The following is a 23,811-nucleotide window of genomic DNA, read 5'->3' as shown; positions in this document are numbered from 1 at the left end:
GTTCTACATTTGCCAACTGCAGTTCAGTTCAGCCCGCCGTACGAGTGCAGACCGGTGAAGAAGATGTTCACGCCGAACAGGTTCATCAGCATGGTGAGGAAGCCGAGCACCGCGATCCAGGTGGCCACGTTCCGCTTCACGCTGGGGGTGGCCCGGGCGTGCAGGTAGCCGGCGTAGACCACCCAGGAGATGAACGCCCAGGTCTCCTTCGGGTCCCAGCCCCACGGCCGACCCCAGGCCGCCTCGGCCCAGATCGCGCCGGCGATCACCGCGAACGTGAAGACCGGGAAGGCGAACGCGTGCAGCGCGAAGGTCAGCCGCTCCAGGCTGACCGCGCTGGGCAGCCGCTTCGCCAGGGTGTACGGGAAGCTCCGCTTGCCCTGCTCGTAGCCGTTGCGCATGAGGAAGCCGACGGCCGGCACCGCTCCGAGCAGGAAGATGCCGGACGCGAAGACGATCGTCGAGACGTGGATGACGAACCAGTACGAGTTCAGGGCCGGCACCAGCGGCACGATCGGCACGTAGAGCACCAGCTCGGCGGTGGCCACCAGCAGCACCATGACCAGCGTCAGGAACAGCCCGAGCTTGCGCAGGGACGGCCGCTTCCAGAGCACCACCAGCCAGGCCGCGACCCCGATGAACGTCACCGTGAGCACGAACTCGTACATGTTGCCCCACGGCATGCGGTCCGCCGCGAGACCGCGGGTGACAAGCGCCGCGAGGTGCAACACGGCGGCGAGCGCGGTGACGCCCACCGCGACCAGCCCGGCGAGACGCGCCCGGCGCGCCGAGCCGTCCACAGGCGGCGGGACCGAAGCGGGCGGCTCGTCGGCCACACCGCCGGCACCGCCGACCCCCGCGCCGACCAGCTCGCGGGCGGGCGACGCCACGGCCACCCGGGTACGCGCGTTGCCCAACGCGTACTCGACGGCGTGGCTGATCATCGCGATCAGGTACGTCAGGATCGCGAAGGTCACCAGATTGTCGGAGAGCGCGGACATCACTCGGTCCCTTCTCGCACACCGGCCCGCTCAGCCGCCCGTTCGTCACCGTTCACAGCGGCGATCAACTGGGCGAACTCGTCGGCGAACCCTGGATAGTCGGTGCGCGGCAACCCACCGGCCTCCACCAAGCTACTACCGCCCGTCGGAGATCCATTCGCGGGGTCGGCCGGCAGCACTCGGAACCAGACCCGGCGACGCCGGCCGAACAGCGAGCCCATCAGCCCGACCAGCAGCACACCGCAGCTCACCAGCAGCGGCGTCGAGCCGGGGTCGTGCCGGACGGAGAGCGTCACGTACCGCTCGGTGCCCAGGAACTCGACGGTCGTGCCGTCGTCCAGCGTCCACTTCTCGCCCTTGCGGAGCAGCTTGCTGCCGATCTCCTTGACCTTGCCGGCGCGCACCTGCCGCTGGTCGAGCTGGTAGACCGAGCCGGGGATGCCGGCGTCCATGCCGAGGTTGCCCCGGTAGGCGACCAGGTTCAGCGCCGGGTTGCGCTCGGTCGGGTACTCGGAGCGGACGAACGGGGCCTGCTGCGGCGCGGTGGGCAGGTAGATGCCGGTGAACGCCACCTGCTCACCCGGCACCCGCTTGCCGGTGGCCGGGTCGACGTTCGCGTCCGGGAAGGCCGCCAGGCCCTCGCTGGTCAGGCCCATGTCACCGGTGGTCAGGAACGGTTCGTCACTGACCTGGCTGTTGCCGTACCGGTCGGTGTAGCGGATCACCGGTGCGTACCCGTGGCCGAGCAGGTAGACGCTCGCGTCGGCGAGGCGCAGCGGCGAGTTGACCGAGAAGTCCGCGCTGCGGGTCGGCTCGTCGGGGCCGTCCACCGTCACCCGGGCGTTGAAGAACTCCGGCTGACCGGACGGCAGGAACCGGGCCTGGAAGTCGTCCAGCCGCAGGCAGAAGCGGGGCAGGTCGGCGGTGTCCACGCGAGGGCCGAGCTTGGCCTCGGCGTACTGCTGGCGGGTGTTGCAGAACGCGTTGTCCGCGCCTGCCACCAGCAGACGGTTGCCGCTCCACCCGTACCAGGAGCCGAGCGCGACGCCGATCAGCACCGCGATGAGCGAGGTGTGGAACAGCAGGTTGCCGGTCTCCTTGAGGTAGCCCTTCTCGGCGGAGACCTCGTTTCCGCGTACCTCGACCCGCCAGCGGCGCTTGCGCAGCACCGCGGCGACGGCGTCCACGCCACCGTCCGGCGCCGGCAGCACGGTGTGCTGCGGCAGCCGCTCCATCCGCTTCGGCGCGACGGGTGGGCGGGACCGCAGCGCCCGGAAGTGGTCGCGCAGCCGGGGCGTGATGCAGCCGATCAGCGACGTGAACAGCAGTAGGTAGATGGCGGAGAACCAGACCGAGCCGAAGACCGCGAACGCGCCGATCCGGTCCAGCCGGGGCGCCCAGTCGGGGTGGTCGACGAAGTACTGGTTGACCTTCTCCGGACTGATCCCGCGCTGCGGCAGCACCGATCCGGGGATCGCGGCGATCGCCAGCAGGAAGAGCAGGATCAGGGCCGTACGCATGCTGGTGAGCTGCCGCCACGAGTTGCGCAGCAGGGCCAGCAGCCGGCTGGGCCGGTGGCGGGGCGCCGGGGCCTCGGCCTCCGGCCGCTCGTCGACGACCGTCATATGCTCACCTCGCCCACCCCGACGGTGGTCTGCAACCAGATCACGAAGCTCTGCCATCCGCCGGTGACCAGCGCAAGGCCGATCAGGATGAGCAGCGCGCCGCCGATCCGGGTGACCCAACGGCTGTTGCGCCGGATGGCGCGGAACACCCCGAGCAGGCGCTGGAAGCCCAGCCCGAAGACGACGAACGGTATCCCCAACCCGAGGCAGTACGCCACGGCGAGCACCACCGCGCGGTCGCTCTGACCACTGGTGGCGGCCATGCCCATCACCGCGCCGAGGGTCGGACCGGTGCACGGCACCCAACTGAGCGCGAAGACCGCCCCGAACACGGGTGCGCCGAGCAGGCCCGCCGACGGCAGCCGGGAGATGCGGAACTCACGTTGCAGGGCTGGAATCATGCCGAGGTAGCCCAGGCCGAGCACGATGATCAACGCGCCGACGACGATCTCCAATTGCCGCTCGTAGTCGAAGAAGACCCGACCGATGCCGGCAAACAGGATCGCGGTGGCGACGAAGACCACTGTGAAACCGGCGACGAAGAGCAGCGTCCCGGCGAGCACCCGACCCTTGACCGCCGCCGCCGCCGGTGCCGTCCGCTCACGCAGCGCGACCCCGCCGCCCGCCTCAGCGCCGTCGGGTGCCGGCGTCGCCGCAGGCCGCCGGCCCTCGAGGTCGGCACCGGCCAGACCGGTGACGTACGACAGGTAGCCGGGGACGAGTGGGAGCACGCACGGGGAGAGGAAGCTGACCAGGCCGGCGAGCGCCGCCGCGCCGATGGCGAGCACCAGCGGCCCGCTCCGGGCCAGCTCCTCGAACGTCTCGCCCATCAGTTCGACGCCGGCTTCTCGGCCGCGATCCGCTCGACGATCGGTCGCAGGCCCTCCTGCGTGACCGCCGCCCGGATCACCACGGCGACCCGGCCCTCCCGGTCCAGCACGACTGTCGCCGGGACGGTGTTCGGCGGGATGTCCAGGGCCAGCGCCAGCTTGCTCGGCGGGTCGAACAGGCTCGGATAGGTGACCCGCCCCTGCTCGAACGCCTTGGCCTTGTCCCGCGAATCCTGCACGTTGACGCCGAGGAAGCTCACGCCGGAACCCTTGGTGGCCTGGTAGACCGATTCCAGGTCGTCGGCCTCGGCCCGGCAGGGCGGGCACCAGGAGCCCCAGAAGTTGACGACGACAACCTGGCCGCGGGCCTCGCTGACGTCGTAGGTGCCGCCGGTCAGCAGCTCACCGGCGAGCTTCGGAGGCGCGGAGCGCTGGTCCGGCGCGCATTCGATGATGCCGTCGGAGGTGGTCGAGCAGGTCTTCTCCTGGCTCTTCGACGCCGTACAGCCGACCAGCGCCACCGTGGCGACGGCGGCGAGCAGACCGGCGGTCCACCTCCGGGCGGTCATCAGGCCCCCTTGGCCGTCCGGGCGGTAGCGGAGAGAGCGACGAGGTGCGCGGCCGGCTCGCTGTAACCGATGCCCACCACCTTCGCGCCGTCGAAGTGGAACGAGGTGAGGCTCGCCAGCCCGCACTGGCGCTTGCGCGGGTCGTGCCAGAGCCGCTTGCGCTCGACGTGGCGGCGCAGCGTCCAGATGGGGAGCTGATGAGACACCAGCACCGCCTCGCGGCCCTCGGCGGCGACCCGGGCGGCGTGCACGGCGGCGAACATCCGCTCGGCGATCACCCGGTACGCCTCGCCCCAGGACGGCGTCACGGGGTCGCGCAGCACCCACCAGTTGCGCGGGTCACGGAACGACCCGTCGCCCGGCGACACCTTCTTGCCCTCGAACCAGTTGGCGCTCTCGATCAGCCGCTCGTCCACCCCGACCGGGAGCCCGAACTGGGCGGCGATCGGCTCGGCGGTCTGCTGCGCGCGTTCCAACGGGCTCGCCACGACGTGCACGATCTCCCGGTCGGCGAGGCCCTCCGCAGCGGCCTTGGCCATTTGCATGCCCAGCTCGGAGAGGCGGAAACCGGGCAGCCGCCCGTACAGGATCTGGTCGGGGTTGTGCACCTCGCCGTGCCGGAGCACGTGGACCACCGTCTTCGCCACCTGTATTACCCCCCGTGACCAGCCGCTGCTGCCGCGTTCGCCGCCGTCGGCAGCGCGGCGGCGATGTGCTCCAGAGCGGCGTCGTCGATCGCCGCCGACACGAACCACGACTCGAACGCGCTCGGCGGCAGGTAGACGCCGGCGGCGAGCATCGCGTGGAAGAACGCCTTGAACGCCGGCACCTGCTGGGTGCGCGCGCTGTCGTAGTCGACCACGTCGGCGTCGGTGAAGAAGATGGAGAACATGCTGCCCGCGTACGACAAACGGTGCGGGACCCCGGCGGCGGCCAGCGCGTCGGACGCGAGCTTGCCCACGACGGCGGCCGTGTCGTCGAGCTTGCGGTAGAGCGCGTCGTCGGCGAGCCGCAGGGTCGCCAGACCGGCGGCGCAGGCCAGCGGGTTACCGGACAGCGTGCCGGCCTGGTAGACCGGGCCGGCCGGCGCGAGACGCGCCATGATGTCCGCGCGCCCGCCGAACGCCGCGGCGGGCAGGCCACCACCCATGACCTTGCCGTACGTCCACAGGTCCGCGTCGGAGGCGTCGAGGCCGTGCCACCCGGCGCGGGAGACCCGGAACCCGGTCATCACCTCGTCCACGACGAGCAGTGCGCCGTGCGCGTGCGCGATCCGGGCGAGCTGCTGGTTGAAGCCGTCGCGGGGCGCGACCACGCCCATGTTGCCGGCGGCAGCCTCGGTGATCACGGCGGCGATGTGCGGGCCCTCGGCGGCGAACGCCTCCTCGACGGCCCGGATGTCGTTGTACGGCAGGACGATCGTCTCGCTGGCCGCCGCGCCGGTGACACCTGGCGAGTCGGGCAGGCCGAGGGTCGCCACACCGGAACCGGCGGAGGCGAGCAGCGCGTCGACGTGCCCGTGGTAGCAACCCGCGAACTTGACGATCTTGGAGCGGCCGGTGAAGCCCCGCGCCAGCCGGATCGCCGACATGGTGGCCTCGGTGCCGGAGTTGACCAGGCGGACCTGCTCCATCGGCGTCCGGTCGACCAGCTCGGCGGCCAGCTCCACCTCACCCGGGGTGGGCGTGCCGAAGCTGGTGCCCCGGGCGGCAGCCGCCCGCACGGCGTCCACCACCTCCGGGTGGGCGTGCCCGAGGATCAGCGGTCCCCAGGAGCACACCAGGTCGACGTAGCGACGACCGTCGGCGTCGTACAGCCACGGGCCCTCGCCACGGACCATGAAGCGTGGGGTGCCGCCGACCGCCTGGAAGGCGCGCACGGGGGAGTTGACCCCGCCCGGCACGATGGCGCGGGCGCGGTCGAACAGGGCCTCGGAGGCCGGCGCGTCGGCCGGGTAGCGGCCAGATCCGGCGGAAACGATGTCGGTCACGATGCCGCCATTGTGTCAGCGCCGGACGCCCAACCAGCAGCCACCCCGGGTTGGGGTTACCGGGCTCACCTGGCTCCGGTGCCCGATCGGGCCGGCTGAGAGGGCGGCTCACCGCCTCGACAGGCCGGGTCGGCGGGATCGCGCTAGGCTGACCGGGTGGATCGTGCCGAACTGTCCATCACGCTACACCGGACGGGCGACGAAGCAGTGCTGCGCCTGGCCGGTGAGATCGACATGCTCACGGCGGCCCAGCTCTCCACCGTCGTCAACGAGGTGCTGGCCGACCCACCCCCGAAGATCATCCTCGACCTCGGCGGCGTCACCTTCTGCGACTCGCAGGGTCTGGGCACCCTCGTCGTACTCAGCCGCAAGGCCAGCCACGCGCAGAGCCTGCTGATGCTGACCCACGTGGGCGACTTCCTCATCCGGGTCCTGGACATCACCGGCCTGCGCAGCGCCCTGATGATCCGCAACGACCAACCCACCGGCTGACACCCCCCTCCCGGTCCCGGGCGCCCGCCCGCAGCCGTTGATCATGAAGTTATTGCCAAATTCCGTCCGATTTGTCGGCAATAACTTCATGATCACCGGCGGGCCCTGCTTCAGGAGGTGGGGACGTCTCGGGAATTGACGGCGCGCAGGGCCAGGGTCAGGAGGGCGGCTGACACCGCGGTCAGGGTGGCCAGGGGGGTTATCGTCCAGTTGTCGCTCAGCACCTGCGGGGTGTGCGCGAACGGGGAGACGTCCAGCACCCACTGGCTCAGCTCCAGCACCGCGCCGAGTTGACCCAGCAGCAGACAGCCGGCGAGCACCGCCCAGGCAGCCCACGAGAAGCGGGGCAGCCAGCCCACCAGCAGCGCCGCGAGCCCGGCGAGCACCCACGCCGCCGGCACCTGGGCCAGACCCACGCCGAGCAGCCGGGGCACCTCACCGCCGATGTCACCGACGCTGAGGCCGTACGACAGTCCCGTCGCCACCCCTGTCACGGCCAGCACCACCACGGGGCCGAGCAGTGCGAAGAGCAGATGCGCCGCCAGCCAGCGGGATCTGCTCACCGCCGTGGCGAGCAACGGTTCGGCCCGGCCGGCGGTCTCCTCCGCTCGCGCCCGCAGCGCGGCCTGGATGCCGTAACCGGCGGCGGCCAGCGCGGTCAGGCTCAATGTGCTGCCGAGGTACGCCTCCGCCAGTGTCGACGAGCCACCCAGCCGTTCCAGGAGGTCGGCCATCTGCTCGTTGCCCTGCACCGCGTCGCCGGCCGCGTCCGCCGCGCCACCCAACACCAGACCGAGCAGCCCGAAGCCGACGGTCCAGCCGAGCAACTGGCCGCGGTGCAGCCGCCAGGCCAGGCCGAGCGGGCCGGCCAGCCCGCCGCCCGCGGTGGCCGGGCCGAGCCGGGGTGGCAGGAGGCCGGCGCCCACGTCGCGACGCACCGAGACGGGGTACGCGACGAGCGCCACCACCACGCTGAACAGCACCGGCAGCAGCAGCACCCACCAGCGCTCACCGGCGAAGGCACGCGCCCGGGGCACCCAGCCGAGCGGAGAGATCCAGCTCAACCACTCGGCGCTGCCGCCACTGCCACCGGACCCTCCGGCGTCGCCGCCGAGCCGCAGCGCGAACGCCAACCCGAGCACGCCCAGCCCGATGCCGCGCGCCCCGCTGGCGCTCTGGGTGAGCTGCGCCGCCAGGCCGCCGACCGTGGCGAACGCGATGCCGGTCAGGGCGACGCCGGCGCCGAAGAGCAACGAGCCCGCCCCCGGCAGACCCGCGGCGACCAGGCCGCCGGCGATGAGCAGGCCGAGCAGCACATTCGCGGCGTACGTGGCAAGCAGCGCCGCGGTCAGCCCGGCGTACCGGCCGAGGACCGTCGCGCCGAGCAACTCCCGCCGGCCGGCCTCCTCCTCGGTACGGGTGTGCCGTACCACCGTCAGCACGCTCACCAGGGCGGCGACCAACGCGAACAGGCCGGCCCGCTGGACGGTGAGCGCGCCGATGCTGTCGCCGTAGACCGGGCCGAGCAGCGCCACGATCGACGGGTTGCTCGCCGTACCGGCCAGGTAGGCGGCCCGCTCGGCTTCGGTCGGGTAGAGGCCGGCGTACACGCTGGCATAGCTGGCTGGGAGCACGGCCAGCAGCAGGATCCAGATCGGCAGCACGATCCGGTCCCGGCGCAGGATCAGCCGCACCAGGTGCCGGGTGCCGGTGATCGCGGTCGCCGAGTTTCGTTCCGATCGCGACTGCGGGGCTCGCAAACCCGGCTCACTCCTCGCGCTCACGAGCGCACCTGCTCGGCCTGGTAGTGCCGCAGGAACAGTTCCTCCAGCGTCGGCGGTTGGCTGACCAGGCTGCGTACGCCGATCTCGGTGAGCCGACGCAGGGCGACGTCCAGCGCGGCGTCCTCCACGTCGAAGCGCACCCGCTGCCCGTCCACCCGCAGGTCGTGTACGCCGGTGAGCTGCCCCAGCCCGTCGACCGGGCCGGTCAGCTCGGCCTCGATGGAGGTACGCCGCAGGTGCCGCAGCTCGCTGAGGGTGCCGGTCTCCACGTCCCGCCCGTTGCGGATGATCGTCACCCGGTCGCAGAGCGCCTCCACCTCGGCCAGGATGTGGCTGGAGAGCAGCACGGTGCGGCCGTCGGCCTTCGCCCGGCGTACCCAGTGTTGGAAGACCTCTTCCATGAGGGGGTCCAGGCCGGAGGTCGGCTCGTCCAGGATGAGGAGTTCGGCGTCCGACGCGAGGGCGGCCACCAGGCCGACCTTCTGCCGGTTGCCCTTGGAGTACGTCCGGCCCTTCTTGCGGGGGTCCAGCTCGAAGGAGTCGAGCAGTTCGGCCCGGCGGGCCGGGTCGAGGCCGCCGCGCATCCGGCCGAGCAGGTCGATGACCTCTCCGCCGGAGAGGTTGGGCCAGAGCGTGACGTCGCCCGGCACGTACGCCAGCCGTCGGTGCAGGGCCACCGCGTCGCGCCACGGATCGCCACCGAGCAGGCGGACGGCCCCCGCGTCCGTCCGCAGCAGCCCGAGGAGCGCCCGAATGGTCGTCGACTTGCCGGCGCCGTTCGGGCCGAGGAAGCCGTGCACCTCGCCGGCGTGGACGGTCAGGTCCAGACCGTCGAGCGCCCGGGTCCGGCCGAAGGTCTTGACCAGGCCGGACACCTCAATCGGAATTTCCATATATCGGAAGCTACACTCGTTTCACAAAGTTGTGAAGACAGTGAGAGTCGGGGCACCATCGATGCCCACGAGACGCGTAGGAGGGACCAGAGATGGCAGCCGCCGACGGCCATGACCCGGTGCACCTCTTCGTCGAACGGATGGCTCTCACGTTCGCCGAGGTGGGCTTCCCGAGGATGGCCGCCCGAGTGCTGTTCACCGTGATGACCGCGGACGACCCGCTGACGGCCGCCGAGATCGGCGAACGACTCGGGGTGAGCGCGGCGGCGGTCAGCGGCGCGGTCCGCTACCTCACCCAGTTCGGCATGCTGGTCCGCGAGCCGGTCCCCCGCTCGCGCCGCGACCGCTACCGGATGCCGGAGGACCCCTGGTACGAGGGGACCATCACCAAGACCGCGATCTACAAGACGTTCATCGACGCGGCCGAGGGCGGCGTGGTCGCCCTCAACGGCCCGGACACGCCGGCCGGCGAACGGGTGGCCGAGATGCGCGACTTCTTCATCTTCGTGCAGGAAGAGATCGACTCACTGGGCGAGCGGTGGCGCGTCCGCCGGGCCCAGACCGGCCACCTGCGCCCCGGTGAGAGCGCAGCCGCCCCGTCAGGCTGAGCTGCCCCAGCGGGCCTGCTCCAGCAGCTCCACCGCACGGTCCCGCGCCGCAAGGTCGTCGGAACGCAGCAGGGTGGTGGCCTCGTCCACCGCGTCGGTGAGTCGCCGCCACTGCGCGTCGCGCTCCCGCACCAGGTCCGACTGGGCGGCCAACTGCCGGGTCTTGACCCACAGCTCGACGAAGACCGACACCTTGGCCCGCAGCACCCACGGGTCGAACGGCTTGGTCAGGTAGTCGACGGCACCCACCTGGTAGCCCCGAAGGGCGAGCTGGGCGTCCCGGTCGGCGGCGGTGAGGAAGATGATCGGCACGTGCCGGGTGCGCTCCCGGCGCTTGATGTGGCTGGCCGTCTCGAAGCCGTCCATGTCCGGCATCTGCGCGTCCAACAGGATCACCGCGAAGTCGTCCACCAGCAACTGCTTGAGTGCCGCCTCGCCGCTCTCCACGGCGACCGACTGGACCGGCAGGCCCTGGAGGATCGCCTCCAGGGCCATCAGGTTCTCCCGGCGGTCGTCCACGAGCAGCGCCTTGGCCATCTGGGTCACGAAGTCTCCTCGGTACGGCTGCCACTGATCCAGGACGACATCAGCTCGATCAGGTCGTCCAGGTCGACCGGCTTGGTGATGTAGTCGCTTCCGCCGGCGGCGAGCGCCGACTCGCGGTCACCCGGCATCGCCTTCGCGGTCAGGAAGACCACGGGAAGGTCGGCGAACCGGTGGTTACGCCGGATCTGGCGGGTCGTCTCGTATCCGTCCTGGTCCGGCATCATGGCGTCCATCAGCACGATGTCCACCTCCGGGTGCTCGGCCAGCAGGCGGACGCCGTCCGCCCCGTTGTCCGAGTACAGCACGGTCATGCCGTGCAGCTCCAACGCGCTGGTCAGAGCGAAGACGTTGCGTACGTCGTCGTCCACGATCAGCACGGTGGCACCGTCCAACTGGCGCATGGCCGGTGCCTCCGACCGCTCCGGCAACAGCTCCAGCGGCGGCATGAGCAGTGACGACGGCAGCCCGGCGCGCTGTGGCGACGGCGGCTGCGGTGCGACCACCGCGTCCGGGGCGAGGACCTGCGGCACGAACAACGTGAACGTCGAACCCTGACCGGGCGCCGATGAGACCGTGATGGTGCCACCGATCAGTCGCGCCAGGTCGCGGCTGATCGACAGGCCCAGTCCGGTGCCGCCGTAGCGACGGCTGGTCGTGCCGTCCGCCTGCTGGAACGCCTCGAAGATGATCGACAACTTGTCGTCGGAGATGCCGATCCCGGTGTCGATGACCGTGAACGCGATCACCTGCTGGGCGTTCGTCAGCGCGGGCACGTCGAACACCGCGTTCTCCGCCGCCGGGGCGATCCGCAGGGTCACCGCGCCGTTGTCGGTGAACTTCACCGCGTTGGAGAGCAGGTTGCGCAGGATCTGCTGCAACCGCTGCGCGTCGGTCACCAGGGCGGGCGGCAGATCCTTGCTCACGCGTACCTGGAAGTCGAGGTTCTTCTCCTCGGCCTGCGGCGCGAACGCCTGCTCGACGAACCCGCGCAGCTCGGTGAAGCGGATCTCGGTGGGCTCGACGTCCATCCGGCCCGCCTCGATCTTGGAGAGGTCGAGGATGTCGTCGATCAGGCGCAGCAGATCCGAGCCCGAGCCGTGGATGGTCCGGGCGAACTCGATCTGCTTCGGGCTGAGGTTCTGCTCCGAGTTCTCCGCGAGCAGGCGGGCCAGCAGGAGCAACGAGTTCAGCGGCGTACGCAGCTCGTGGCTCATGTTGGCCAGGAACTCCGACTTGTACGCCGACGCCCGGGTGAGCTGCTGCGCCTTCTCCTCCAGCCCGAGACGGGCCAGCTCGATCTCCCGGTTCTTGGTCTCGATGTTGCCCTTCTGCTCGGAGAGCAGGGTGGCCTTCTCCTCCAGTTCGGCGTTGGTGCGCTGCAACTCCGCCGACTGCTCCTGCATCTCGTGGGCCAGCCGCTGCGACTGGGCCAGCAGCTCCTCCGTACGCCGGTTGGCCTGGATGGTGTTGACGGCGATGCCGATGGTGAGCACCAGCCGCTCCAGGAACGACAGGTGCAGCTCGGAGAAGGCGGACACGCTGGCGAACTCGATCACCCCGAGCAGCTCCCCCTCGAACAGCACGGGGAGCACCACCAGGTCGGTCGGCGGTGTCTCGGCCAGGCCGGAGCGAAGTGTGAGGCGGCTGTTCGGCGGGGCGCTGACCCGGATCGTCCGGCGCGAGAGGGCGGTCTGCCCGACCAGCCCCTCGCCCGGCCCGAAGGTCACGTCGTGCCCCCGCGCCACATAGCCGTACGACGAGGTCAACCGCAGCCGCATGCTGCCGTCGGTGTCGTCGGCGAGGAAGAACGCGCCGAGCTGGGCGTCGACCAGCGGAGTCACCTCCGTCATGATCATGCGGCAGACCTCGCCGAGGTCACGCTGACCCTGCAACAGGCCACCGATGCGAGCCAGGTTGGAGTCCAACCAGCCCTGCTCGGCGTTCTTCTTGGTCGTCTCCCGGAGGGTGACGATCATCTGGTTGATGTTGTCCTTCAGCTCGGCGACCTCGCCCTGCGCCTTGACCGCGATCCGCTGGGTCAGGTCGCCCCGGGTCACCGACGTGGACACCTGGGCGATGGCCCGTAGCTGGGTGGTCAACGTCGAGGCGAGCTGGTTGACGTTCTCGGTCAGGTCCCGCCAGGTGCCGGAGACCCCCTTGACCTGCGCCTGACCACCGAGCTTGCCCTCGATACCGACCTCGCGGGCGACCCGGGTCACCTCGTCGGCGAACGACGAGAGCTGGTCCACCATCGTGTTGACAGTCGACTTCAGCTCCAGGATCTCGCCCTGGGCGTCCACGGTGATCTTCTGGCTCAGGTCGCCCTTCGCCACCGCCGTCGTCACCGAGGCGATGTTGCGGACCTGGCTGGTCAGGTTCGACGCCATCGAGTTCACGTTGTCGGTCAGGTCCCGCCAGGTGCCGGAGACCCCCTTGACCTGCGCCTGACCACCGAGCTTGCCCTCGGTACCCACCTCGCGGGCCACCCGCGTCACCTCGTCGGCGAACGACGAGAGCTGGTCCACCATCGTGTTGACAGTCGACTTCAGCTCCAGGATCTCGCCCCGCGCGTCCACAGTGATCTTCTGGCTCAGGTCGCCCTTCGCCACCGCCGTCGAGACCTGGGCGATGTTGCGGACCTGGGCGGTCAGGTTCGACGCCATCGAGTTCACGTTGTCGGTCAGGTCGCGCCAGGTGCCAGCGACGCCGCGTACCTGCGCCTGACCACCGAGCTTGCCCTCGGTACCCACCTCGCGGGCCACCCGCGTCACCTCGTCGGCGAACGACGAGAGCTGGTCCACCATCGTGTTGACGGTCGACTTCAGCTCCAGGATCTCACCCCGCGCGTCCACAGTGATCTTCTGCGACAGGTCGCCCTTCGCCACCGCCGTCGTCACCGAGGCGATGTTGCGGACCTGGCTGGTCAGGTTCGACGCCATCGAGTTCACGTTGTCGGTCAGGTCCCGCCACGTACCGGACACGCCCTTGACCTGCGCCTGACCGCCCAGGTTGCCCTCGGTGCCCACCTCGCGCGCGACCCGCGTCACCTCGTCGGCGAACGACGAGAGCTGGTCCACCATCGTGTTGACGGTGTTCTTCAGCTCTAGGATCTCGCCCTGGGCGTCGACGGTGATCTTCTGCGACAGGTCACCCTTGGCCACCGCCGTCGACACCTGGGAGATGTTCCGGACCTGGCTGGTCAGGTTGCCGGCCAACTGGTTGACGTTCTCGGTGAGGTCACGCCAGGTGCCCGAGACGCCGCGTACCTGCGCCTGCCCACCCAGCTTGCCCTCGATGCCCACCTCGCGGGCCACCCGCGTCACCTCGTCGGCGAACGACGACAACTGGTCCACCATCGTGTTGACGGTGTCCTTCAGCTCCAGGATCTCGCCCTGCGCCGCCACGGTGATCTTCTGCGACAGGTCACCGCGGGCCACCGCCGTCGAGACCTGCGCGATGTTGCGGACCTGGGCGGTCAGGTTCGACGCCATCGAGTTGACGCTGTCGGTCAGGTCCTTCCAGGTGCCCGCCACGTTCGGCACCTCGGCCTGGCCACCCAACTTGCCCTCGGTGCCCACCTCACGGGCCACCCGCGTCACCTGCTCGGCGAAGAGCCGCAACGTGTCCGTGAGGTAGTTCATCGTGGCGGCCAGCTCGGCCACCTCACCGCGTGCGCTGACCGTGATCTTCTGCGACAGATCGCCCTTGGCCACCGCCGTCGCGACCTGCGAGATCGACCGCACCTGGCCGGTCAGGTTGGACGCCATGGTGTTGACCGAGTCGGTGAGGTCCTTCCACGTGCCGGCGACACCCCGCACGTCGGCCTGGCCACCCAGCTTGCCCTCGGTGCCCACCTCACGGGCCACCCGGGTCACCTCGTTGGAGAACGACGACAACTGGTCGACCATCGTGTTCACGGTGCGGCCGATGCGCAGGTACTCACCGCGCAGCGGCCGACCGTCGATCTCCAGCGCCATGTGCTGGGACAGGTCGCCGTCGGCGACCGCCACGATGACCCGGGCGATCTCGGTCGTCGGCCGACCCAGGTCGTCGATTAGCGAGTTGATCGCCCGCTGCCCCTCCGCCCAGGAGCCGTCCAGCCCCTCGTCGTCCAGTCGTTCGGTGAGCCGGCCGTCCCGACCGACGATCCGGCTGATCCGCCGCAGGTCCAGGTACTGCCGCTCCTGGAGCGAGACCACCTCGTTGAAGGCGTCCGCCACCTCACCGGCCTTACCGGCGCGGCGGGGCAACCGGACTTTCAGATCACCGCGACGAACCCGTCGCAGCGCCTCGGTCAGCTCACCGAGGAGCGCGTCCTGGTCGGGCGCGGACGGATCCGCGTACGACTGCTTCGCCGTGGTCATGATGCCTCGCTCACCTGGGGGGGTCCGTGCCCGTACAGACACACCGGCACCCCATATTGTGCCCGCGCCGGCCGTAGTGCCAGGGTGCGCGACCCGCCGATCGGGCCCGGTCGGCCCGGCGATCCTCGCGCCGGGTGCCAACCCGACACAGACCTCGTCGAGTGGCGTTCGTCACGCGTCACGACGCTGTGCCGCACGCACTGGTCACCACACGGTAGCGCCGAGCGGCTCCGCGCCCCGTCGATCACGGATCGGCTTGGCACCCGGCGGGGCGACGGTGGAGGATACGGGGGTGTCAGCCGAGGCGGGGCCCGCGACGGCCGGGGCCCGGGGCGGGGCCGTCCGGCGCGTCCGCCTGCCCGCCGATCGTCGTACGCCCGCCGCCGCCCGGGCGGTCGTCCGCTCGGTCCTCGCCGAGGCCCACCTCGACGACCTGGTCAACGAGGCGCTGCTGCTCACCACCGAGCTGACCACCAACGCCGTCGAGCACGCCGGCACCGAACTGGACATCGAGGTCGTGGCGGACGGTGTCGGACTCTCCGTGACCGTCTCCGACTTCGCGCCCAGCTCCGGCAACGACGAGCTGACCGTCGGCACCCGCAACGACACGAGCGAGATCGACGAGGTCTCCGAGCGCGGTCGCGGGCTGTTGCTCGTCGACCACTTCGCCAGCCGCTGGGGCACCACGTACCTGCCGACCGGCAAGGGCGTCTGGTTTCGCCTGGACCGGGCCGGGACCGAGCCGGGGGCCGGCTCCAGCGCGGGCGGCACGTCGATGGCGGGCAACCCCGGGGCCGTCGACGGCTCGGCGCCGAGCGCCGGCGCGATGAGCGAGCTCATGCAGACCGCCCCCGACATGTACGCGGACGACCCGCTGCCCGACTTCGCCACCAGCCTGCTCAACCGGGTCGCCGAGATGGTCGGCGCGGCCGGTGGAGCGGTACGCCTGGACCGGGGCGACGGGCAGGGCCGACAGTTGTTGGCCCGGTTCGGGCGGCAGCCCCGCCCCGACAGCGAGCTGCTGCGGGTGCCGCTGACGGTGCACCGCCCGTACGCCGGGGAGTTGGAGCTGGACGCCGCACCGTCGGCGTACGCCCGGCCGCTGGCGGTGCTCACCGCCGAGCGGCTGTCGCTGCACCTGGAGAACGACCGGCTGCGTCGGGCGGACGTCCGCCGGCAGGCGTGGCTGACGTTCCTCGCCGAGGCGAGCGAGCTGCTGGCCCAGTCGCTGGACGTCGAGCTGACGATGGCGCTGATCCCGCAGTTGGTGGTGCCCCGGCTGGGCCAGTGGTGCGCCGTGCACACCACCGACGAGTGGGGTCGGCTGCGGCTGGCGGCGGCCAGCCACGCCGACGAGTCGGTGCTGCCCCACCTGCACCGGGTGCTGGCGGAGACCGGCCCCGATTCCATCCAGGCCCGGCTGCGCGAGGCGTCCCGCAGCGCGGCGCAGATCCCGCTCGGCGGGCCGATGGAAGGCTTCGCGGTCCCGCTGATCGCGCGCGGGCAGCGGCTCGGCACCCTCGCGGTGGGCCGGCACCAGCGGCACCGGCACGACCCGGACGAGGTGGCCGTCCTGGAGGACGTCGCGCGGCGGGCCGCGCTGGCGATCGAGAACGCCCGGATCCACGCCGAGCGCCGACGGGTCGCGCAGACGCTCCAACAGTCCCTGCTGCCGCCCGTCCTGCCGGTGGTGGAGGGCATCGGGTTCGCCGCCGAGTACGTGCCCACCGGTGACGACGCCGAGGTGGGTGGCGACTTCTACGACGTGGTGCCGCTGCCCGACGGGCGCTGGCTCGTGGTGATCGGCGACGTCTCGGGTAAGGGCGTCCAGGCGGCGGCGGTCACCGGGCTGGTACGCGACGTGATCCGGGTGTTGGTCGGCGACGGCAAGCCGCTGCCGGAGGCGCTGGCCCGGCTCAACGAGACGCTTGTCGAGCGGGGCGGTGGCCGATACTGCACGTTGGCCCTGGCAGCGGTCGGGCCGGGCGACGGCGACCACCTCGACGTCTCGCTGCACCTGGCCGGGCACGACCGGCCGGTGCTGCTGGCCAATGGAGGCGGCGCCCGGTTCGTCGGCGCCGGGGGCACTGCGCTGGGGCTGCTCGACACCATCACCTCACCGACGACGGAGATCACGCTCACCCCGGGCGACTCGCTGATCTTCTATACCGACGGGGTCACCGAGCGGCGGCGCGGCCGGGAGCTGTTCGGCACCGACCGGCTGCGGGACGCGGCAGCACCGCTGGCCGGCTACTCCGCCGACGTGGTCGCCGCGCGCCTGCGCGCCGCCACGATCAATTTCTCGGTCGAGCCACCCCGGGACGACATCGCCGTGCTGGTGCTCCGCAACGACGTGATCTGACCGGCGCAGCCTCTCGCGCCGGCGCGAGTCACAGGCCGCCGGGGAGGCGGCCGGGGGCGAGGCGTCGCTCCGGGTCGAGGTGCTCCTTCGCGGCGCGGAGCTGGACCAGGCCGGCCAGCTCGCCCCACAGGTCGACGGCCTGGCGGACCGCCGCCGGCGCGGAGACGACCACGCAGCGGCCCTGCCGGGCCAGCAGCACCCCGCGGACGGCAGCCAGGATGGACGCCACCCGATCGGGTGGCACGGCACCGGGCAGAGCCGCGTGCACCACGCCCAGACCGGCCGACCCCCGCACCGGCACCGGAGCGCCGGCCGCGTCGCGCAGCGCGTACACGGCGGCGTGCAGATCGCTGATCGGCACTTCGAGCCGTAGCGCGGTGTCGCCGGGCGCGAAGGGGTAACGGCGCCACCACGGCGGTGCCGAGTGAGCGACGGTCGCGTCGCCGTGCAGCAGGCCGACCAGCCGCTCGGCACGTTCGTTGACCTCGGCCGGGCCGCCTTCGAGCAGCACGACGAGGCTGCCCGCCCGGGACGGCGCGCCGGACCGGCCCGACATCGACGGGTGGCGCTCGCGGGCGGTGGCGGACGGATGGCCCGGCGGGTACACGGTGCGCGGCCGGGGCAGCCCACCGGGCAGGTCCAGCTCGATGGCCGCCGGGTCGAGGCGGGCGGCGAGGATCGCCCGGATCAGCTCGTGGACCTCCAGCGGAGTCCACACCGGCCGGGACACCCAGAGCCGACTGGCTGGGACGGGCTGCACCCGCAGGCTCGCCGAGACCAGCACGCCGAGCGCCCCCTGCGATCCACAGAGCAGCCGGGCCAAGTCGAGCCCCGGCGCGCCGCCGCCGGCACTGACCAGCTCACCGTCGGCGGCCAGATAGCGGACGCCGACGAGCTGGTCGCACGGGCTGCCGTGGCGGTGTCGCAGTGGCCCCGCCTCCCCGGCGGCGAGCACCCCGCCGAGTGTCGCGCCCGGCGAGGGGGCGTCCATCGCGAGCCGCTGCCCGGTGCGCTCCAGAGTGGCCTGTACGGCGCGCAGCGGAGTGCCCGCACCCACCTCGGCCAGCGGGGCACCCACCGGCTCGTGGCCGATGCCGGCGAGTCGACCGGTGTCGAGCATGATGTCGACCTGCGTCGGGGTCGCACCCCAGTCGATCTTCGTGCCAGCGCCGCGAGGCACCACCGCCAGGTCGTGTACGGCGGCCAGCCGCAGCACCTCGGCCGCGGCATGCGGACCTCCCGGTACCGCAACCCAACGGGCGGGCCGCCCGGCCACCTCGTCGGCCGGGCCGGCGAGTCGGGCGAACGGCGGACCGCAGATCGCGGTCAATCGTCGGGTGATCTCGAGGGCTCCGGACCGGCCGAGGGAACTCGCTGCTGCCGCCATGGCGGCTATCGTACATGTGTTCGAAGGGCGAGGTGGCGCTATTCGGGATGCCACTGGTCCGGCACGTAGGGTGAGCCGGCCGGTAACGTGGCCGCCGTGACCACCGAGACTGCCCCGCCCGCGGCGAAGCGGGTGCCCACCGAGCGCACCCACCACGGCGACACCGTCGTCGACGAGTACACCTGGCTCGCCGCCAAGGACGACCCGGAGACGATCGCCTACCTGACCGCCGAGAACGCGTACACCGAGGAGCGCACCGCGCACCTGGCCGCCCTCCGCGCGGACCTGTTCGAGGAGACCCGCCAGCGCACCCGGGAGACGGACCTCTCGGTGCCCACCCGCAAGGGTGGGTACTGGTACTACACCCGGACGATCGAGGGTCAGCAGTACGGGGTGCACTGCCGGCGCGCGGTCCGCGACGGCGAGTCCGACCCGCCGGTCAGCGCGGACGGCGCTCCCCTCGACGGCGAGGAGGTGCTGCTCGACGGCAACCTGCTGGCCGAGGGGCACGACTTCTTCTCGCTGGGCGCGTTCGACGTCAGCCCCGACGGACGCTGGCTGGCGTACTCGACGGACTTTTCCGGCGACGAGCGCTTCACGCTGCGCGTCAAGGACCTGACCACCGGCGAGCTGCTGCCCGACGAGGTACCCGACACGTTCTACGGCACCGCCTGGTCGGCCGACGCGTCGGTGCTGTTCTACGTGACGGTCGACGACGCCTGGCGGCCGAACCGGGTCTGGCGGCACACGATCGGCGCCGCGGCGGCCGACGACGTGGTGGTGCACCAGGAGGACGACGAGCGGTTCTGGGTGGGCGTCGAGCTGACCCGGTCGGAGAAGTTCATCCTCGTCGACATCCACAGCAAGGTCACCAGCGAGGTGCTGGTGATCCCGGCGGGCAATCCCACCGGCGCCCCGGCCGTGATCGCGCCACGCCGGCAGGGCGTCGAGTACGCGGTGGAGCACCACGGCCACCGATTCCTGATCCTGCACAACGACGGCGCGGAGGACTTCGCGCTGGCGTTCACCTCGGCGGACACCCCTGGCGACTGGGTGCCGCTGATCGACCACACTCCGGGCACCCGCCTGGAGGCGGTGGACGCGTTCGCGAACCACCTGGTGGTGTCCCTGCGCACCGACGGGCTCACCGGCCTGCGGGTACTGCCGGTCGGCAGCGACGACGGGTACGACATCGACTTCCCCGAGCCGCTCTACAGCGTCGGGCTGGACGCGAACCCGGAGTACCGCACCGGGCAGGTCCGCCTGCGCTACTCCTCGCTGGTCACCCCCGACTCGGTGTACGACTACGACCTGGTGACCCGGCAGATGGTGCTGCGTAAGCAGAAGCCGGTGCTGCCCGGCCCGGACGGCCGACCGTACGACCCGGCCGAGTACGAGCAGCACCGCGACTGGGCGCTCGCCGACGACGGCACCCGCGTACCGATCTCGCTGGTCTGCCGCGTCGGTACGCCCCGCGACGGCTCGGCCCCCTGCGAGCTGTACGGCTACGGCTCGTACGAGGCCAGCATGGACCCGTGGTTCTCGGTGGCCCGCCTGTCCCTGCTGGACCGGGGCGTGGTCTTCGCCGTGGCGCACACCCGCGGTGGTGGCGAGATGGGCCGGCGCTGGTACGACCAGGGCAAGATGCTGGCGAAGAAGAACACGTTCACCGACTTCGTCGCCTGCGCCCGGCACCTGGTCAAGGCTGGTTGGACGGCAAGCGACCGGCTGGTTGCCCGGGGCGCGTCGGCCGGTGGTCTGCTGATGGGAGCGGTCGCCAACCTCGCCCCGGACGCGTTCACCGGGATCGTCGCGCAGGTGCCGTTCGTGGACGCGCTCACCTCGATCCTCGACCCGTCGCTGCCGCTGACCGTCACCGAGTGGGAGGAGTGGGGCAACCCCCTCGAAGACCCCGAGGTGTACGCGTACATGAAGTCGTACACGCCGTACGAGAACGTCGCGGCGGTCGACTACCCGGCGATCCTCGCGGTGACCAGCCTCAACGACACGCGGGTCCTCTACTCCGAGCCGGCGAAGTGGATCGCGCGGCTGCGGGCGACCGCGCCGCAGGGCGACTACCTGCTCAAGACCGAGATGGGCGCCGGGCACGGTGGCCCGAGCGGTCGCTACGACGCCTGGCGTGAGGAGGCGTTCATCAACGCCTGGATCCTGGACCGGCTGGGCCGCGCCTGACTGACGCCGCGTCCCCCTGATCACGCTCGATCCTGGATGTAGTGGTCTCGCCGACCATCGAGCCCACTACATCCAGGAAACTGCGCGATCAAGCCCGCCTAGACTCGCCGACGTGAGCGACGAGCGCGATGAGGGCGGTCTGGGCGACGACGCGGGCGGCACGGGTGCGGCCCGGCGCATGTCCGCGTGGATGATCCTCGCCGTGGTCGCCGCCGCCCTGCTCGTCTGCTGCTGCTCGGCCGCCGTCGGCCTGCTGATCTCCTGGTCCGCCGGCCTCTTCCACGCCCCGACCTGACCGGCCGGGCGGCCTTCCTCAGGCCGTGCGCAGCTCGTCCACCGCGGTGCTCACCCGCAGGAAGAGCAGGCCGACGCCGACCGTCACCAGCACCGCCGCCAGGGTGCCGGCGCCGAGCCAGGCCAGCTGTTCCAGGGGTACGGCGACAGCCCGCTCCCCGCCGGTCTGCACGACCCTCGTGTACTGGTCACGAGTGGCCGGGTCGTCGCAGAGTGCCGCGGTGGCGTCGCACACCGTCGTCAATGATCCAGTCGTGGTGACGTTGGGGAAGAGCCCTCGGCCGAGCAGAGTTCCCACGGTGAGCGCCAGCAGGATCGCCGGCACGGCCGGGGTGAGCGCCTGCCAGGCCACCGATGCGCTGAGCGTGCTGCGGGGCACGCCGGTGGCGACCAGCGCGGCGTACGCGCGTCGACGGGCGACGATTCCCTCGACCAGCGCGACGATCAGGCCGCCCGCCGCGATCAGCACCGCCACGGCCACCGCGGCGTCGACCAGGTCCATGGTCGACAGGTAGAACGGGTTGGTGCCGCCGTCGTCCACCCCGGCGAGGCGGTTCTGCTCCCGTTCCAGCGCGTCCTGGGCGACGAAGTAGGCGCGCTGGGCCGCCGCGCCGGCACCGAAGATCACGGCGGCCAGCAAGGCGGCGAAGGTCCGGCTGCCCGCCCACGGGTCGGCCATCAGCCGGCCCGCCGCGAGCAGCGCCGACGCGCCGCGGGCGTGCCGGCGCAGCAACCGTCCGCAGGTGTGCGAGATCCAGCCGGTGCCGATGACCACCCCGATCATCGCGGTGAGCCCACCGACCAGGAACAGCAGCGGCACCAGCCAGCCCAGCACCACGCCGTTGCCCTCGAACCGGTACACCACCGGGCGCACGGCGACGAAGGAGGCCAGGCCCAGGCCGATCAGCAGCCCGGCCCAGGGGCGCGGGCCCCGTTCGCGGGCAGCCTTGCGACTGACCCCGAGTGGGCTGGTCGTGACCGTCCGCAGCATCAGGGCGGTAGCCAGCGCCGCGATGACCGGCAGGCCCAGCACCACCGCGACCAGCGCGCCGACCGGAGGCAGCACGTCGGTGGGTAGGGCCAGCCGACCCTGGCCGTCGGGCCGGTGCAGCAGCTCACGGCCGACCAGGTAGACACCCAGCCCCGCGAGGGTGCCGAGCAGGCTGGCCAGGCCGGTCTCCAGCACCGCCAGGCGGGTGACCTGACCGGGGGTGGCGCCGGCCAGCCGGAGCGCGGCGAGCCGCCGGTCCCGGGCGGGCGCGCCGAGCCGGGCGCACTGGCCGGCCAGCGCCAGCACCGGGACGGCCAGCATCAGCAGCGCGAACGCCGTCCCGCCGCGCAGTCCCGGCTCCCGCAGCAGCGCGTTGCGGTACTGCTCGGACTCCGCCCAGGCGTCACCGGCCGGTTTCTGAATGGCCAGCACGGTGAGCGCCGCCAGCCCGGCCAGCATCGCCAGCAGGGCACTGAGCGCGGTCAGCACCACCCGCGCCGTGTCGGTCCGGTTACCGGCCAGCGCGAGCCGCACCAGCGTCGCCGGCCTCACCGGGCGCCGCCCGCCAACGGCACGTCGAGCCCCAGGCCGGTGTGGTCCACCAGGCCGTCGCGCAGCACGATCTCCCGATCGGCGTACGCGGCGATCCGCGGCTCGTGCGTGACCAGTACGACGGAGGTCCGTTGCTCACGTGCGAGCCGGACGAGTTGGGTGAGGACCTGCTCGCCGGTGAGCGTGTCCAGCGCGCCGGTCGGCTCATCCGCGAAGAGCACCCGTGGCTCGGTGACCAGGGCCCGTGCCGTTGCGCACCGCTGCTGCTGACCGCCGGACATTCCACCGGGCCGGAGGTCGGCCATGTCGGCCACCCCGAACCGTTCCAGCCAGGTGAGCGCCGCCGTCCGTGCCTCTCGCCGCCCCGTGCCGGCGAGGAGCAGGGGCAGGGCCACGTTCTCGGCGGCGGTCAGCTCGGCGACCAACTGCCCGAACTGGAACAGCACGCCGAACTCGGTGCGTCGTAGCCGGGACCGGGCCGTCTCCGACCAGGTGTCGATCCGGTTGCCGCGCCAGGTGACCTCGCCCGCGTCGGGCCGGAGGATCCCGGCCAGGCAGTGCAGCAGGGTCGACTTGCCGCAGCCACTCGGGCCGGTGACCGCGACGATCTCGCCCTCGGCCACGTCGAACGTCACACCGCGCAGGGCGGGCGTCTGGCCGTACGCCCGGACCACGCCGCGAGCCTGGAGTTGCGTCACGCGTGCACCTCCCGGTGCCAGTCGGCGACCCGGCCCAGGGTGGTGTGCAACCACCGCAGGTCCGCGTCGAGGTGGGAGATCGCGAAGTCGGCCGCGACCACGTCGTTGAGGGTGGCGGCCGGGTCGGTCTTGACCGCCGTCAGCTCCCGCAGCCGCGCGGTGTGTGCGGCGCGTTGGGCGACCAGGTACGACCGGGCCCGGTCGACGTCGGCGACCAGCAGCGCCACCACGACCTTGGCGAACAGGGTGCTGGCCACGTACGGCATCGGTGCTTCCACAGCCGACAGCCAGCGATCCAACGTGGACCGGCCCTCGTCGGTCAGCGCGTACGCCGTGCGGTCCGGACCGGAGGCGCGGTCCTGACCCGCAGTGGCCACCAGGCCGTCCCGCTCAAGGCGACCAAGGGTCGCGTAGACCTGCCCGAAGGCCAACGGTCGAGCCCGTGGCAGCCGCTGGTCATGCGCACGCTTGAGCTCGTATCCGTGCCGACTCCCCCCGGCAAGCAGCCCGAGCAGAACATGCGGCGTGGACACCCGCCCCACTATTCACCCAGCGAATACCCAAGTCAACAACCCACCCCACCCACCGGTCCGGCTCGGCGTAGAAGTGGAACTCGTCCATGATCACCTGGC

At 71.7% G+C, this 23,811-nt stretch carries 19 protein-coding genes; 5 read left to right on the top strand and 14 right to left on the bottom strand.

The window, feature by feature from the left end:
• Window positions 1-23 precede the first annotated feature (23 nt).
• Genes ccsB through hemL form a run of 6 tightly spaced genes read right to left on the bottom strand, consistent with a single transcriptional unit; the run spans window position 24 to window position 6,015 of the window.
• The gene (ccsB, locus tag ABZU91_RS30345) at window positions 24-1,001 is read right to left on the bottom strand and encodes a c-type cytochrome biogenesis protein CcsB (protein ID WP_355247925.1); all 978 of its coding nucleotides are present in this window, start codon (window positions 999-1,001) and stop codon (window positions 24-26) included.
• Window positions 1,001-2,626 carry a cytochrome c biogenesis protein ResB gene (locus tag ABZU91_RS30340; protein ID WP_355247922.1) on the bottom strand — a complete coding sequence of 542 codons (1,626 nt, stop codon included), beginning with the start codon at window positions 2,624-2,626 and terminating at the stop codon, window positions 1,001-1,003. The genes ccsB and ABZU91_RS30340 overlap by 1 nt, the downstream gene beginning before the upstream one ends.
• A complete protein-coding gene (locus ABZU91_RS30335; protein WP_355247919.1) occupies window positions 2,623-3,456 on the bottom strand; it encodes a cytochrome c biogenesis protein CcdA in 834 nt (277 codons plus the stop codon). The genes ABZU91_RS30340 and ABZU91_RS30335 overlap by 4 nt, the downstream gene beginning before the upstream one ends.
• Window positions 3,456-4,025: a TlpA disulfide reductase family protein gene (locus ABZU91_RS30330; RefSeq protein ID WP_355247916.1), complete on the bottom strand. Its 570-nt coding sequence runs from the start codon at window positions 4,023-4,025 to the stop codon at window positions 3,456-3,458. Before ABZU91_RS30330 ends, ABZU91_RS30335 begins: the two co-directional genes overlap by 1 nt.
• Window positions 4,025-4,678, bottom strand: coding sequence for a histidine phosphatase family protein (locus ABZU91_RS30325; RefSeq protein WP_355247977.1), 654 nt, complete (start codon window positions 4,676-4,678; stop codon window positions 4,025-4,027). Before ABZU91_RS30325 ends, ABZU91_RS30330 begins: the two co-directional genes overlap by 1 nt.
• Entirely contained in the window at window positions 4,678-6,015 is a 1,338-nt protein-coding gene (hemL, locus tag ABZU91_RS30320; RefSeq protein ID WP_355247913.1) for a glutamate-1-semialdehyde 2,1-aminomutase, read from the bottom strand. The genes ABZU91_RS30325 and hemL overlap by 1 nt, the downstream gene beginning before the upstream one ends.
• A gap of 156 nt (window positions 6,016-6,171) precedes the next feature.
• Between hemL and ABZU91_RS30315 the strand changes: the two genes are divergently transcribed.
• Window positions 6,172-6,507 (top strand): STAS domain-containing protein, encoded by a 336-nt coding sequence (locus tag ABZU91_RS30315; protein ID WP_355004798.1) that lies wholly within the window; start codon window positions 6,172-6,174, stop codon window positions 6,505-6,507.
• Window positions 6,508-6,617: 110 nt separating this feature from the next.
• Here ABZU91_RS30315 and ABZU91_RS30310 read toward each other — a convergent pair whose 3' ends face one another.
• Window positions 6,618-8,291: an ABC transporter permease gene (locus ABZU91_RS30310; RefSeq protein WP_355247910.1), complete on the bottom strand. Its 1,674-nt coding sequence runs from the start codon at window positions 8,289-8,291 to the stop codon at window positions 6,618-6,620.
• On the bottom strand, window positions 8,288-9,184 hold the full coding sequence (locus tag ABZU91_RS30305) for an ABC transporter ATP-binding protein (RefSeq protein WP_355247907.1): 897 nt from the start codon (window positions 9,182-9,184) through the stop codon (window positions 8,288-8,290). Before ABZU91_RS30305 ends, ABZU91_RS30310 begins: the two co-directional genes overlap by 4 nt.
• A 92-nt stretch (window positions 9,185-9,276) precedes the next feature.
• On the opposite strand from ABZU91_RS30305, the gene ABZU91_RS30300 reads away from it, so the two are divergent.
• A complete protein-coding gene (locus ABZU91_RS30300; protein ID WP_355247904.1) occupies window positions 9,277-9,792 on the top strand; it encodes a helix-turn-helix domain-containing protein in 516 nt (171 codons plus the stop codon).
• On the opposite strand, the gene ABZU91_RS30295 is transcribed toward ABZU91_RS30300, so the two are convergent.
• Together ABZU91_RS30295 and ABZU91_RS30290 are read right to left on the bottom strand one after the other, a co-directional pair.
• Entirely contained in the window at window positions 9,784-10,338 is a 555-nt protein-coding gene (locus ABZU91_RS30295) for a response regulator (protein ID WP_355247901.1), read from the bottom strand. The two genes, ABZU91_RS30300 and ABZU91_RS30295, sit on opposite strands and share 9 nt — an antisense overlap.
• Complete coding sequence (locus tag ABZU91_RS30290; RefSeq protein ID WP_355247898.1) at window positions 10,335-14,702, bottom strand: HAMP domain-containing protein; 4,368 nt, start codon at window positions 14,700-14,702, stop codon at window positions 10,335-10,337. The genes ABZU91_RS30295 and ABZU91_RS30290 overlap by 4 nt, the downstream gene beginning before the upstream one ends.
• A 292-nt stretch (window positions 14,703-14,994) precedes the next feature.
• On the opposite strand from ABZU91_RS30290, the gene ABZU91_RS30285 reads away from it, so the two are divergent.
• Entirely contained in the window at window positions 14,995-17,064 is a 2,070-nt protein-coding gene (locus tag ABZU91_RS30285; RefSeq protein WP_355247895.1) for a SpoIIE family protein phosphatase, read from the top strand.
• 28 nt (window positions 17,065-17,092) lie between these two features.
• On the opposite strand, the gene ABZU91_RS30280 is transcribed toward ABZU91_RS30285, so the two are convergent.
• A complete protein-coding gene (locus ABZU91_RS30280; protein WP_355247893.1) occupies window positions 17,093-18,451 on the bottom strand; it encodes an FAD-binding oxidoreductase in 1,359 nt (452 codons plus the stop codon).
• Between the two features lie 96 nt (window positions 18,452-18,547).
• Between ABZU91_RS30280 and ABZU91_RS30275 the strand changes: the two genes are divergently transcribed.
• Window positions 18,548-20,644 (top strand): S9 family peptidase, encoded by a 2,097-nt coding sequence (locus ABZU91_RS30275; RefSeq protein ID WP_355247890.1) that lies wholly within the window; start codon window positions 18,548-18,550, stop codon window positions 20,642-20,644.
• Between the two features lie 112 nt (window positions 20,645-20,756).
• On the top strand, window positions 20,757-20,939 hold the full coding sequence (locus ABZU91_RS30270; RefSeq protein ID WP_355247887.1) for a hypothetical protein: 183 nt from the start codon (window positions 20,757-20,759) through the stop codon (window positions 20,937-20,939).
• A gap of 18 nt (window positions 20,940-20,957) precedes the next feature.
• Here ABZU91_RS30270 and ABZU91_RS30265 read toward each other — a convergent pair whose 3' ends face one another.
• The 3 genes from ABZU91_RS30265 to ABZU91_RS30255 are packed head-to-tail and all read right to left on the bottom strand — an operon-like array spanning window position 20,958 to window position 23,712.
• On the bottom strand, window positions 20,958-22,481 hold the full coding sequence (locus tag ABZU91_RS30265; protein ID WP_355247884.1) for an FtsX-like permease family protein: 1,524 nt from the start codon (window positions 22,479-22,481) through the stop codon (window positions 20,958-20,960).
• Entirely contained in the window at window positions 22,478-23,179 is a 702-nt protein-coding gene (locus ABZU91_RS30260; RefSeq protein ID WP_355247881.1) for an ABC transporter ATP-binding protein, read from the bottom strand. Before ABZU91_RS30260 ends, ABZU91_RS30265 begins: the two co-directional genes overlap by 4 nt.
• Entirely contained in the window at window positions 23,176-23,712 is a 537-nt protein-coding gene (locus ABZU91_RS30255; protein WP_355247878.1) for a PadR family transcriptional regulator, read from the bottom strand. The genes ABZU91_RS30260 and ABZU91_RS30255 overlap by 4 nt, the downstream gene beginning before the upstream one ends.
• Window positions 23,713-23,811: the final 99 nt, after the last annotated feature.

The sequence above is a fragment of the Micromonospora sp. NPDC005174 genome (assembly GCF_040608495.1).
GTDB lineage: Bacteria > Actinomycetota > Actinomycetes > Mycobacteriales > Micromonosporaceae > Micromonospora.
This window is presented reverse-complemented; position numbering and strand designations above follow the sequence as displayed.

Bases quoted from the DNA above. Each gene is read 5' to 3' on its own strand.
- ccsB (WP_355247925.1), bottom strand. From the start codon at position 1,001: ATGTCCGCGCTCTCCGACAATCTGGTGACCTTCGCGATCCTGACGTAC.
- ABZU91_RS30340 (WP_355247922.1), bottom strand. From the start codon at position 2,626: ATGACGGTCGTCGACGAGCGGCCGGAGGCCGAGGCCCCGGCGCCCCGC.
- ABZU91_RS30335 (WP_355247919.1), bottom strand. From the start codon at position 3,456: ATGGGCGAGACGTTCGAGGAGCTGGCCCGGAGCGGGCCGCTGGTGCTC.
- ABZU91_RS30330 (WP_355247916.1), bottom strand. From the start codon at position 4,025: ATGACCGCCCGGAGGTGGACCGCCGGTCTGCTCGCCGCCGTCGCCACG.
- ABZU91_RS30305 (WP_355247907.1), bottom strand. From the start codon at position 9,184: ATGGAAATTCCGATTGAGGTGTCCGGCCTGGTCAAGACCTTCGGCCGG.
- ABZU91_RS30300 (WP_355247904.1), top strand. From the start codon at position 9,277: ATGGCAGCCGCCGACGGCCATGACCCGGTGCACCTCTTCGTCGAACGG.
- ABZU91_RS30290 (WP_355247898.1), bottom strand. From the start codon at position 14,702: ATGACCACGGCGAAGCAGTCGTACGCGGATCCGTCCGCGCCCGACCAG.
- ABZU91_RS30280 (WP_355247893.1), bottom strand. From the start codon at position 18,451: ATGGCGGCAGCAGCGAGTTCCCTCGGCCGGTCCGGAGCCCTCGAGATC.